The organism is Enterococcus sp. AZ188 (genome assembly GCF_050544075.1).
Lineage (GTDB): Bacteria > Bacillota > Bacilli > Lactobacillales > Enterococcaceae > Enterococcus_D > Enterococcus_D entomosocium.
The window spans coordinates 2,318,022-2,330,303 of sequence record NZ_CP172943.1 but is presented as its reverse complement, the minus strand read 5'-3'; the positions used below and the strand labels follow the sequence as shown (position 1 = coordinate 2,330,303).

Genomic DNA, 12,282 nt, shown 5'->3' with positions numbered 1-12,282 from the left:
AGAAGGCAAACCCATGACAGAATACAGCAATAACAATTTTTCAGAGATTACCTTTGGCCGAAAATCGGTCCGTGTCTATGATGAAACCTACAAAATCCCCCATGAAGAAATGTTGACCATGATCCAAGAGTCAACGACAGCACCTTCCTCAGTCAATATGCAGCCTTGGCGCTTTGTCGTTGTGGAAAGCGATGAGCAAAAAGCAAAATTGAAACCGTTGATTCGTTTCAACGTCCGACAAAATGATACATCTTCTGCAATGGTCTTGATTTTTGGCGATATGCTTTGTCATGAACTAGGAGAAGAAATTTATAACAAAGCAGTAGCAGAAGGCAAAATGCCAGCGGAAGTACGTGACCAACAATTAGCAGCGATCATTCCTCATTACGAAAATCTTACAAAAGAACAAATGAATGATGTGGTGAAGATCGACGCTAGTTTAGCAGCGATGCAATTTATGTTAGTTGCGCGGGCGCATGGCTATGAAACCAACCCAATCGGCGGCTTTGAAGCAGATCAATTAGCAGAAGCTTTTGGCTTAGACAAAGAACGTTATGTTCCTGTCATGATCCTTTCAGTCGGAAAAGCCAAAGAATTAGGCTATGAATCCGTTCGGTTAGACGCAGAACAAATTACGACATTTCTATAAGAGGAGGGAAAACGATGGAAATCATTAATGCAACGTTTTACATCAAAGAAGAAAAGCGGGCAGATTTTTTAGCCGCTGTTACGCCATTATTAGCATCGGCGAGAGCTGAGGAAGGCTGCCACGGCTATCATCTCTATGAATCATTGGAAGAGAACAATCGGTTTGTCATGGTCGAAAAATGGGCGAATCAAGAATCGATCACCGCTCACAATCAAAACCCGCTGCTGCAACAATTATTCCAACAAATGCCTGACTTTGCAGCCAAACCGAGCGAGATCGTTGTCGCTCATCAAGGAGAATAAAGATGACGATTTTATCGACGATTTTGATTGTACTGGTTGCCTTAGAGTTTTTCTATATTCTCTATTTAGAAACATTTGCCACTACGTCCAAAGCAACGGCGCGGGTCTTCAACGTGACGAAAGCAGAACTTGAACGACCGATCGTTGTGACCTTGTTCAAAAACCAAGGGGTTTACAATGGACTCATTGGTTTGGGGTTACTGTATAGTATTACCTTTGCTTCAGCACCATTGGAAATCAGTCGCTTGTTGCTGATCTACATTATCTTAGTAGCTGCATATGGCAGTGTGACTAGCGACAAGAAAATTATTTTGACCCAAGGCGGTCTAGCGATCCTTGCCTTGCTGTCCACCTTTTTTTAACCAATAAAAGAAGAAGCCCCCTAATCTAAGAAAGCCTTTCTATACAATAGAAGCTTTCTTAAATCGGGGGCTTTTAATGTTTGGGCAAAGAGTACTCAGAACGTGAAAAAAATGATAGGATAAGAGAAGGGACTAACGATTTTCTGGACGTAAACTGGTTGCCGCAAATAAGGCTTTTACTAGAATGGGTGTTAAGATCGCAGCTGTGATCACCTCAGAGATTCCATTCGTTATAGCAATTCCACCGAGGGTCACGAATAAAGCCGAAGCATCGACACCATAGGTATTGGCAACTAAGCCAGTATATAAGGTTCCCATTAGGGTTAAGACCAAAACTGTATTGGTGATGGTCCCAAAGATTGCTGCAACAATCGAAGCAGCGACAACTTTTTTGGTCTTTTTGTAAATGATCGTAAACAAGAGACCAGCCACTAAGCCAACCAACACACGGGGAACCACCGAGATGATTGGGTTGGTGAAAACGGCAATGTCCAAGGGCGTTGTCGGAGAAGTAAACGCACGGATCATGGTAAAAACACCCCAGACTAAGCCGATGAACATCCCGTCTTTTGTCCCTAAAACGATGGCAGCGACGATCACCGTGATATGGATGATCGTTAAACTAGTGATACCGATCGGAATAAATCCAAGGAAAGGTACCATCGTCTGTAAAATAATAATAGCAGTCAAAATGGCACGAATGACAAGGCGATAGGTTTTGCTTTTTGTATTCATTGTAAAAACTCCTTTTTTATAATGACACTCGTGTCATTTTTAAGTTAGGTTGATTATACAACAAAATGACACGAGTGTCATTAATAATGTGATGAAAGGAGCCAAAAAAATGGCGAAGAAGCAGCAGAGCGAATTGACTACAGCTGAAAAGAAAAAACAACAAAAGCGTGATTTGATTCTTGAAAGTGCCAAAGTCGTCTTTAGTAAGAAAGGCTTGATTGATGCGACAATGAAGGACATTATCGAAGAGTGCGGCATTAGTCGCGGCGGCATTTATTTGTACTTTCGTTCGGTGGATGAGATTTTTTTGGCAGTGTTAGAGCAGCGTTCCAAACGAAAATTTGATGATGTACGAGAGATGATCATGGAGCAAGTACCCTTTGAAACGATTTTAAACAAATATTTTTCCGACCATCGCAAGCGTCTACTCCACAGCATTTCTGACGGTATGCTGCGAGCCGTCTATGAGTATTACTATACGCATAAAACCGAAGCCTCCAGTTCACTGCAGCAAGCTCAACTCGCTGAGACGAAACGGACGATCCATGAGATTTTTCAAGTGGGCGTTCAGCAAGGTGTATTAAAAGATGAAAACTTGGCAGTGATTGCAGAAAACTATATGTTCGTGATTGAAGGATTAGGGATTTTGGCTCTGACCGGTCACATCACAGAACAGACCATTGATGACCAAATCGCCGTAATGAGACAACTACTCCCTTATCGTGAATAACACAGACAAAAAAACCTCGCTCTTTTCTAGAAAACACTAGGAAGGAGCTTTTTTCGTCTGTTTATAACTTTGTGAATCAAGCATATTTTGCAGAAAATTAATGTAATAAAAGTGAAATCTACAACATTATTTATTTTTTCTTAAGAAAAAGGACTTTTTCTATGAAGTTTTCTTGAACAGTTGATACATAGGGATTCACTCGGCGTGTCGGTGGGATAGGAGTGGGGAACATGTAATAAAAAAACAGAGCTTATTTATGTAACTAAAATGTAAATCGCTTACGGATTGGGTTTGTTGCTGAACTATGGTAAAATGAAAATGGTCAAATAAATGAAAAAAAAGTTTTAAAATTGAATTTGGAGGATCAGATGAAGAAGAAAATCTTTGCAACAGTGTGTATGTGCGGCATTGTATTGTCATCATTCGGCGGACCTGTGACCGTTTTTGCTACGAATCACGATCAATTGATTGAACAAAAAAATAACGAAATTGATCAGTTGAGACAGCAACGTCAAAGCGTACAAGGGGAAATTGACGGATTGTCTGCAGAAATTGATTCGTTAAATCAAGAAGCAGCAATCATTTTAGCGCAGCAAAGTGATTTGTTGCAAGCGATCGAAGGATTGGATCAGGAAATCAGTCAGTTAGAAGAGCGCATTGCCAAACGCTCAGAAAACATTGAAAAGCAAGCCAGAGAAACACAAGTTAATGGAAAAGGCGACCATTTTCTAACAGCGGTACTAGAGGCGGACTCTGTCAGTGATCTAGTCGGTCGTTTGCATGCGATGACGACGATCATTCGAGCGAATAATGAAGTGATCGAACAGCAAAAAGCCGACCAACAAGCTGTTGAACAAAAGCGTGCGGAATCACAAGAAAAAGTGGCAGAATTGCAAGCAGCACAGAGCCATCTGGAAGCACAAAAAGGTGTTTTGGAAGCAAGCCAAGCAGAATTAAATGTCTTAGTTAGTAATTTAGCCTACGAAGAAGCAACGAAAGAAGAAGAAAAAGAACAGCTGCGTGCGGAAAAAGAAGCCTATGAAGCGGAGCAAGCAAGAATTCGTGAAGAAGCTGCCCGAGTAGCTGCTTTACAAGCCCAAGCGGAACAAGCGGCGCAACAGCAGGCAGAACAAGCTGCAGCGGAAGAAGCAGCCTTGAATGAAGCAGCTGTTCAAGTAGAGAGCACAGAACCTGACGCAGAAACAGAGAGCCCAGCGCCAGTGGAAGAGCCAGAAGCACCAGCAGAAACGCAACCAGAGGAAACGCAAGAATCTGAACCGGTTGAAACACCAGAGGTTCCAGAGGAAACACCAGTAGATACACCAGAAATTCAAGAGCCAGAAACACCAGTGACACCTGCAGCACCGGAGACGCCAGCGGACAGTGCACCTGCAGTTCCTGCACCAACGCCAGCACCGACGCCAGTTACACCAACACCGGCGCCAACGCCTGCTCCGTCACCTGCACCGATCGTGACGCCGCCAGCACCTTCTGCACCAGCATCAACAAATGGTGCTGCAATCGTGGCAGAAGCTTATAAGCATATCGGAAAACCCTATGTGTGGGGTGCCAAAGGACCGGACAGCTTTGACTGTTCTGGGTTTACTCGCTATGTCTTTTTACAAGTAACAGGGAGAGATATTGGTGGATGGACGGTGCCACAAGAAACAGCCGGTACAGTGATTTCCGTTAGCCAAGCACAACCAGGAGATCTTTTATTCTGGGGTTCATCAGGTAGCACCTATCATGTAGCCATTGCTTTAGGTGGCGGACAATACATTCATGCACCACGCCCAGGACAAAATGTTTCTGTTGGCAGCACCGCTCATTTTACACCTAGCTTTGCAGTAAGAATGTAAGAAGTAGCTAGCTGTAGTTTTAAGGAGAGACAAATGGAAGAAAGAAAACAACTTCGTTATCGTGCGAAGAAACAAAAAAGAGGGCTTCTTTACCGTAAAAGTGCGGCGGCAACCGCTGCACTTGTTAGTACGGTGAATATTTTGCCGATGAATGTTTTAGCAGATACACTCGAGTCAGCAGAAGCCCAAAATGGTGTTCAAGTAGTTGAAACAGCAGAGTCAACCCAAGACACATCGACGCATGATTCAGTGAGCATTGTAGAAGATCAAGAAGTGAACGAGGGATCACCAGCAACTCAAGATAGTACCGATCCATCAGAAGCTGAAAGTGCGGATGGAGTAGAAATCCAAGAGGTACCCGAAAATGCACCAGCAGATGATGCTTCTGAACAGAATGAAGCAGAAACCGATAGTGATATTCCTGTTCTGTCAGAAGAAGAGCGGATCGCCATTGAAACGAAGGTCATGCCCAACTACAACAATCCAATGGCACGTTCCAACAATCAGCAAGCATTTATTCAGCAAGTAGGACCAATGGCACAAGAAGTTGCCGGGGCAAATGACCTCTACGCTTCGGTCATGATTGCCCAAGCGATCTTAGAATCAGGTTGGGGGCAATCCACGCTGACCACTCTTGCAAATAATATGTTTGGTATCAAGGGATCTTACAATGGACAATTTGTAGAGATGCAAACCATGGAAGATGACGGGAATGGCAATCTCTATCCGATTATTGCTAGGTTTCGTAAATACCCCTCATTAAAAGAATCTTTTCAAGACAATGCGCACGTTTTGAGAACTACCTCATTTTCGCCGGGTGTTTTCTTCTACCATGGGGCATGGAAGTCTAATACAAATTCTTATCGTGACGCGACTCAATGGCTGCAAGGACGTTATGCCACCGATACTTCTTATGCAAGTAAGCTAAACAACTTGATTGAAACGCACAATTTGACCCAGTACGATACATCAAGTGGTGGCGGTTCAAATGATAACAACAATAACAATTCTGAGCAGGCGATCAATAAGCAATTCAGAACAAATGCAGCACTCAATATCCGTTCGGATGCTTCCACTAGCGCCTCGATCGTTGGTTCATTGGCTGCCAATGCAACATTTGAAGCAGTAGCGCAAAAAACTGGTACCAGTGTGAACGGCAATACGACGTGGTATCGAATTCAAGGACGTGGCTGGGTAAGTGCTGCTCACGTGACGGAGATCTCATCGAATACGGGTGGGAATGATAACAACAATAATAATGGTAACAACAACAATAACAACAATAACAACAATGCCGAACAAAGCATCAACAAAGAGTTCCGCACAACTGCTGCCTTGAACATCCGTTCAGATGCATCGACTAGCGCTTCTGTTGCTGGCTCCTTGGCAAGTAATGCGACATTTCGAGCAGTCGCTCAAAAGACGGGAACGAGTGTCAACGGAAACAATGTGTGGTATCAAATTCAAGGACGCGGCTGGGTGAGTGCTACGTACGTGACAGAAGTGAACGCTGGAAGTAATAGCTCTGAGCAAAGCATCAACAAAGAGTTTCGTACAACCGCAACATTGAATATTCGCTCTGATGCGTCTACCAGTGCCAGAATAGTTGGTTCTTTGTTAAACAACTCCTCTTTTCGCGCGGTTGCGCAAAAGACCGGAACCAGTGTGAATGGCAACAACGTCTGGTATCGAATTGAAGGGCGTGGCTGGGTAAGTGCAGCGTATGTTCAAGAAACGAACACTTCCTCATCAAACAGCACCACCTATACCGTACGTTCGGGAGACACTCTATGGGGCATTTCGCAACGCTACAGTGTGACTGTGAATCAGTTGATGCAGTGGAATAATCTTTCTGGCTCATTGATTCTTGTAGGACAGCGTCTTGTAGTCCGTAGATAAAATGAAAAAACATCTGGAACCATTTTTGCGGCTATTTGCCAAAATGGTTCCAGATGTTTTGTTTATTCTTCTTTGAAGCTGTTCATGATCGCTGTTAGCTCGTCTTTTGAAGAGTCGTATAAGCTTTCTAACGTCCAACCATACAACTGAACATAATTATTGTCGGTTTCAAGTACATAATAAATATAGTGGATATTTAGCCCCTCAACTGTCGCTGGGAAATCAACGAAATAGGCCTTCGTGTCAGGAATTGGTAAAAAGGTGGCGGTCGTATCGAAGCTTGTTGCCAAATTTTCTTGAACCAATCCGAGATAAGTTTCTAAATCGGCAAAATCTTGTTTCGATTCAACGACTGCAGCTAAGTATTTCGTTTCTAACGCATCTGACAACATGAAATCATTGTCAGGATTCAATGAAGTGAAATCGGGTACCTCTTGCCAATTACTAGGCAAATCGATGGTATAGTTTGTTCCACTCACGCCTGTGATGGTTTGTTCCGAACTCGGTAAAGCCGCTTCGCTGGAAGAGCCCGTCGATTCTTGCGCGACTTCTGTTGACGAAGTCATAGATAAGCTTGTAGCGCTTGCATTTTCCGTGCTTTCTGAAGCTGGTTTCTCCTCTTTTGGCGTACAGCCAGCAAAAAGAAGTGTGAACCCCAATAAACTAAAAACAACACTTTTTCTCATTATTCTCACGTTCCCCTTTGTTTTCTATTTTCAAATAACCAACATTATTTAGTTAATCGTATAATAGGAAAGGAAATAACGCAATAAAATATTCTCAGTTACTGCATGAAAAGAAAAAAATAAAGGATTGTTAAATAATAAATTTAAAAAAATGAAGCCGAAATAACTGACTGTTACCGCTTATTTTCACTTTTTTCTTAGATTGATGCAAAAGTTGATTATAAATACGGGGCGACTTTTGCTATGCTTTAGAAAAGAAAGGAAGCATTAAAAGAATAGTGAAGTTAAAAATTGTGTCGGTTATATCTATAAAATAATAGTGTGTTTTTTATTTATCTATTTGTTTTGAATAATTGTCAGAATTTTGTTGCGAAATACTATGGCTTCTTTCGATACAAAAAGTAGGGCGACATCAGCGACAGCCGGATAGAGAAAGATAGCTCAAAGCGGCGAGGAATAGAAGAAACATAAGATCTACGTTTAAAAATAATGGAACTAGGGGGAAGGAAATTGTTTTATCAATCAGTAAATGAGTATCTAGTAAAAATGAGAGAAGGATTATCTGCTGAAACCATTAAAGGTGAAATGCCATCAGTCTATGCGTACTGGTTAGCACAGGAAGCAGAATTGAAAAAAATATTGAAAAACAAAGACATGGCTTTTTGGATGGATATCCAAAGAGTTCTCTTGATCGATGCAAAATTAGTATTACTTCGCAGTTATATCAATGACTACGATTTTCACGGATTTTCCGAAGATGAGATCATTGCAAATGTGGAACAAGATCATTTTACCTTTAACAAAGAACTGTGTGGCTATAGTTTGAAAGAACAAGTGCACCCATCAATTATTTTTGGTGATCAATAAGCAACGAAAAAAGAACGTTCAAACAGGGAATAAGCTACTGCACTGATTCAAAATAAGACTGATTGATTTGTGGTATGATTGTGATGACAAGTACGATTGCACAAATCATTGTGACAGTTTGAAAAGGAGCGGATAGGTATGGTTCAATTTGAACGGATCATTTTATTATTTTTCTTGTACTCATTTATCGGTTGGCTTTGGGAAACCATTTATTGCTCACTAAAAGCCAAGCACTTTGTTTATCGGGGCTTCCTTGTTGGTCCCATCACACCCATCTACGGCTTTGGGATTCTTGGCGTTGTCTATTTATTGCGGCCATTGCATGAGCAAGTGATTCCACTGTTCTTTGCGGCAGCGTTGTTGGTTACCGTGCTTGAATATGTGACAAGTTATTTACTTGAGCGTTTTTTTCATGCCTCATGGTGGGATTATAAAGAAGTCCCATTAAATATCAATGGACGGGTGGCATTGCCGATTTCTCTTTTTTGGGGCGTGTGCTGTGTGCTCATTGTTCGATTTGTTCATCCGCAAATGCTGGAGATTGTTCAAACATTGAGTGCTCGCGTAGGATTCTTATTGCCAGTTTTCTTATTGATGGTTCTCTCTTTTGATATGGGCTATACCCTAGCTAACTTGGTTGCCTTTCAGAAAGCGGTGCAACAGGTCAATCAAGCCTTTGAACAGCACAAAAAAGAATTGGCTGAAAATATTGAGCAATATAAAAACGATTGGCAAGGGCGCTTCGCAGCGTTTCCAGAAGAATGGCGCGTATTAAAACAGAATCTACCGAGATTGAATTTCCATCAAAGAAGACTCTTAAAAAACTTTCAAAAGTTAGAAATCAATCAGATAAAAAGCAGTCAGGAATTGTCTCGATTTATTGAAGCGATCCGTAAGAAAAAATAGGTTTGTTACGGTAAGGTTACAAAAAATAAACCCTTATCAATGCTGATTCTTCCCACTTCTGACTGATTTCAGTTGAAAAAGACGATTAAAACACCCACTTTTACGATAATTTGTAACAAATTGTAAAGGTCCTGCAATAAAATTCTTCTTAAGAATTTGTATAATAGGATATGTTGGAAAACATAGTGAGAAGTGAGGGAATTTTTTGAAGGCAAAGAAACTACGAACAATCGTTGTCGCTGTCTTTGCGGCAGGAATCGTTTCTCCAATCTTTGCGCAGGCTGAGTCACTTGAATCATTGCAAGAGCAAGAAAGTGCCGTCATGCAGCAAAGTCAGGAAATCAGTACGGAAGTACAGATTGCATTGACTGATGTGAATGCGAAATACAGTGAGGTAGAAGAGCTAAAAGCTCAGATCGCTGAAAATGAAGAATCATTAGCAACAACCAAAGCAGAAATCAAAACTGCACAAGAAACAATTGAAAAGCGTGAAGCAGTCGTTGCGGAACGTATGAAAGACATCCAAGTCAATGGCGGGGCTACCAGAGACTGGACGGTACTGTTAGAATCATCAAACATCCAAGATTTTATCAATCGTGCCTATGCGATGACGATGTTACAAAACTTGGAAAAAGAAAAGATCGATTCATTAACAGCTGAAAAAGAAAAGCTAGAAGCTTTAGAAGAAAAAGCACAGTCAACACAGCAATCATTGAAAGAAAATCAAACCGCATTAGAATCAGAAGCCAAAACACTGGATTCAAAAATTGCGAATCTACAAGCCCAATTGAAAGAAAACGAATCAACTTTGGCACAAATCGCTTCAAGCAAAGAAGCTGAAACAGCTCGCTTAGCTGCTGAAAAAGCAGCAGAAGAACGAGCAGCCAAAGAAGCGGCAGAACAAGCAGCGAAAGAAAAAGCAGAAAAAGAAGCAGCCCAAGCTGCCGAACGTTCAAGCGCTTCTGAATCACAATCGTCTGCTTCATCGAGCAGCAATACGACTGAAAGTAGCACCTCATCATCGAGCAGCTCTTCAAGCAGTAACAATAGCTCAAATAGCAGCTCAAGCAATAACAACAACAATAACAATAGCAACAATAGCAACAACAGCAATACAAGCAGTGGTCGGACATTGATGATGGAATCAACTGCCTACTCTTATAAAGAAGCTGGCTCCAGTTTCTTTACAGCAAGCGGTACAGACTTACGTAAAAATCCAATGGCAGTTGCCGTGGATCCAAGCGTGATTCCGTTAGGCACCTTAGTCAATGTTGAAGGTTATGGCGTAGCACTAGCGCTTGATACTGGTGGCGCGATCAAAGGAAATATCATTGATGTTCACTTTGATAACGTAGCACAATGTATCCAATGGGGACGTCGTCAAGTAAAAGTAACGATTCTCGATTAATCAATCAACTAGCAAGAAGCAGCTCACAGAATGAAGTGGCTGCTTCTTTTTTTTGCTTTTAATAGAATAAGCCATAAGTAGAGAGCGTATCGCTGTGTCAGTGCCGACCCGAACGGATACGCTCTGTTTTTATTTAAATTGCCTATAAGTCCTTACAATCGTTCTCTCAGTTATTTATTTTGTGGTGATCTAATCATACTAGAGAACGATATGTTTTTTAATACCTAAAATGAAAATGGGGCTGAAGAATCAGTTATGATTCCTCAGTCCCATAAATTAAAGGGCCAAGATTTTCATTTATCAAGGATTGAAGTTGGCATTCAGTTTTTCTTCTAAAGCTTCCCAGTCGTGCTCATCGGGAAAAGTTTTGAATAGCAAATAATCAATGTCTTGGGCATATTCGGTAATGTATTCCGTATAGTTGGTGACGATCAAGTCAATTTGATTTTTTTCCAAATAGCCTGCCGACAATTCATTGGAGTCTGGAAAATAAAATGTCCGAGAGCTGCGCAAATAACGAACAGATTTGCATTTTAATAATTGGCATAAATAAAAGGGGCCTTCAAACAAAAAAGCGATATTTTTCTTTGCTTGCCAGTACAAAGATTTAATAGAGGTAACGTACATCGTAAGACTCGTTCCTAAGTGTTCCAGTGTGATACTGTCCCAAATTTCTCTGGCTAATGGTTGCGTCAACAGATAGTTTTTAAATAGATGGTAATCATCCATATACGCCTCTTCGACAAAATGAACGGTATCCGAAATCATATGGTTTAATAAGGGGGATAATAATTGCTTGATTTTTGCTACCGTAAAAAAGGATTCTACTAAGAGCCGGTCACGAGCGCTATCTTGAGTATCTGGCAAACAATCCTTGACAAAGGCTGCAGCAAGCTGCTTAATTTCAAGCCAATGATTATACTCTTTACAAAAGGTTTGTTCGATCGCCAAATTGCTGATCGAGCGACGGGTTTTCACCAATAAGAACAAATAAAGGACTTCCTCATAGGGAAGGTCTTTTTGGTATTGTTCACTCATTGCCTCGTTGATTTCAGAAAATAGCCGAAAATCATTATATTGCTCAAATATTTTTTTTATTTGCTTAGGCAACTCGATACCTTGACCCGCACAATGGCGCTCAAAGGTGATATACAAGTAATAATTGAATTCACCAAACGAACAAGCATGCTGGTCAAGTTGATAACATCTAGAAAAAGCGCTAGCAGTGATATTTTGGATGGCGATCGGCGGGAAAATCGTATGGGCAGTAATTTCCGATTCGTAATAGAAATCATGGAAAAACTTGCGAATATTGATCTCCTCACCAATAAAGCAAATAGGATTGGTTTGGATCTCCAAACGATAGAAAGAAAAAATCGGTTGCACTTTCCGCAAATAGCGAAGAACAGTGCTTTCTGATATATGGTACTTCTCTGCCCATTCAGATGAGCTATAAAGATCATTGTGGAAAATACTTTCGATGATATGGAACAGAATCTCATTGGCAATCAGCGCACGTTTTTTCGTTAAATAAACAGTGGAATGTTTGATCGAAAAAATATACCCCTTGTGAGAAGAGTCGATTGATAAACAATCGCCAAAGTACTCTTTTAGATCCGTCACATCCGTAACGATCGTTCGCGTGGTACTTCCTGAAATTTTTGCCAAACCTTGAGTCGAACATTGATAATTTTTCTCGAATGCCCTCAAAATTTTCAGCCATCGAATCGTTGCAGTGTTAGTAATAAAATTTATTTGAAAATTTCTCAAGACGTGGCTCCTTTCATGAACAAAATCGCAAATCTTACTTATTCATCTTAAAGAAGATAGGGAAGAAAAAACAAATCACGTATTTCATCGATTGGTGAAATCTATACCT

At 41.0% G+C, this 12,282-nt stretch carries 12 protein-coding genes; 9 read left to right on the top strand and 3 right to left on the bottom strand.

Annotated features, from left to right (window positions below; genetic code table 11):
- Positions 1–13: 13 nt before the first annotated feature.
- From IGI86_RS10850 to IGI86_RS10840, 3 genes are read left to right on the top strand one after another with little or no spacing between them, the layout of a single operon-like run.
- Complete coding sequence (locus IGI86_RS10850) at positions 14–649, top strand: nitroreductase family protein (protein ID WP_008378805.1); 636 nt, start codon at positions 14–16, stop codon at positions 647–649.
- Between the two features lie 14 nt (positions 650–663).
- Positions 664–951 carry a putative quinol monooxygenase gene (locus tag IGI86_RS10845; RefSeq protein ID WP_301389262.1) on the top strand — a complete coding sequence of 96 codons (288 nt, stop codon included), beginning with the start codon at positions 664–666 and terminating at the stop codon, positions 949–951.
- Positions 952–953: 2 nt separating this feature from the next.
- Positions 954–1,313 (top strand): DUF1304 domain-containing protein, encoded by a 360-nt coding sequence (locus IGI86_RS10840; protein ID WP_016613516.1) that lies wholly within the window; start codon positions 954–956, stop codon positions 1,311–1,313.
- 132 nt (positions 1,314–1,445) lie between these two features.
- Here the strand turns inward: IGI86_RS10840 and IGI86_RS10835 are convergent, their stop codons facing one another.
- Positions 1,446–2,048, bottom strand: a complete 603-nt coding sequence (locus IGI86_RS10835; protein WP_016613515.1) for an ECF transporter S component — start codon at positions 2,046–2,048, stop codon at positions 1,446–1,448.
- 109 nt (positions 2,049–2,157) lie between these two features.
- On the opposite strand from IGI86_RS10835, the gene IGI86_RS10830 reads away from it, so the two are divergent.
- The 3 genes from IGI86_RS10830 (at position 2,158) to IGI86_RS10820 (ending at position 6,536) form a co-directional block, all read left to right on the top strand.
- Positions 2,158–2,778, top strand: a complete 621-nt coding sequence (locus tag IGI86_RS10830; RefSeq protein WP_005225615.1) for a TetR/AcrR family transcriptional regulator — start codon at positions 2,158–2,160, stop codon at positions 2,776–2,778.
- 368 nt (positions 2,779–3,146) lie between these two features.
- The gene (locus IGI86_RS10825; protein WP_086373135.1) at positions 3,147–4,637 is read left to right on the top strand and encodes an NlpC/P60 family protein; all 1,491 of its coding nucleotides are present in this window, start codon (positions 3,147–3,149) and stop codon (positions 4,635–4,637) included.
- A gap of 33 nt (positions 4,638–4,670) precedes the next feature.
- Positions 4,671–6,536 carry a glucosaminidase domain-containing protein gene (locus IGI86_RS10820; RefSeq protein WP_430617273.1) on the top strand — a complete coding sequence of 622 codons (1,866 nt, stop codon included), beginning with the start codon at positions 4,671–4,673 and terminating at the stop codon, positions 6,534–6,536.
- Between the two features lie 62 nt (positions 6,537–6,598).
- On the opposite strand, the gene IGI86_RS10815 is transcribed toward IGI86_RS10820, so the two are convergent.
- On the bottom strand, positions 6,599–7,222 hold the full coding sequence (locus IGI86_RS10815) for a hypothetical protein (RefSeq protein WP_005234960.1): 624 nt from the start codon (positions 7,220–7,222) through the stop codon (positions 6,599–6,601).
- A 489-nt stretch (positions 7,223–7,711) separates the two neighbouring features.
- Here IGI86_RS10815 and IGI86_RS10810 point away from each other — a divergent pair, with 489 nt between their 5' ends.
- The 3 genes from IGI86_RS10810 (at position 7,712) to IGI86_RS10800 (ending at position 10,403) form a co-directional block, all read left to right on the top strand.
- The gene (locus tag IGI86_RS10810; RefSeq protein ID WP_005234961.1) at positions 7,712–8,089 is read left to right on the top strand and encodes a DUF7006 family protein; all 378 of its coding nucleotides are present in this window, start codon (positions 7,712–7,714) and stop codon (positions 8,087–8,089) included.
- A gap of 138 nt (positions 8,090–8,227) precedes the next feature.
- Positions 8,228–8,995: a putative ABC transporter permease gene (locus IGI86_RS10805; RefSeq protein ID WP_005234965.1), complete on the top strand. Its 768-nt coding sequence runs from the start codon at positions 8,228–8,230 to the stop codon at positions 8,993–8,995.
- A 205-nt stretch (positions 8,996–9,200) separates the two neighbouring features.
- Positions 9,201–10,403 (top strand): 3D domain-containing protein, encoded by a 1,203-nt coding sequence (locus IGI86_RS10800; RefSeq protein ID WP_430617272.1) that lies wholly within the window; start codon positions 9,201–9,203, stop codon positions 10,401–10,403.
- A gap of 300 nt (positions 10,404–10,703) precedes the next feature.
- On the opposite strand, the gene IGI86_RS10795 is transcribed toward IGI86_RS10800, so the two are convergent.
- Positions 10,704–12,173: a helix-turn-helix domain-containing protein gene (locus IGI86_RS10795; protein WP_430617271.1), complete on the bottom strand. Its 1,470-nt coding sequence runs from the start codon at positions 12,171–12,173 to the stop codon at positions 10,704–10,706.
- Between the last annotated feature and the right edge of the window lie 109 nt (positions 12,174–12,282).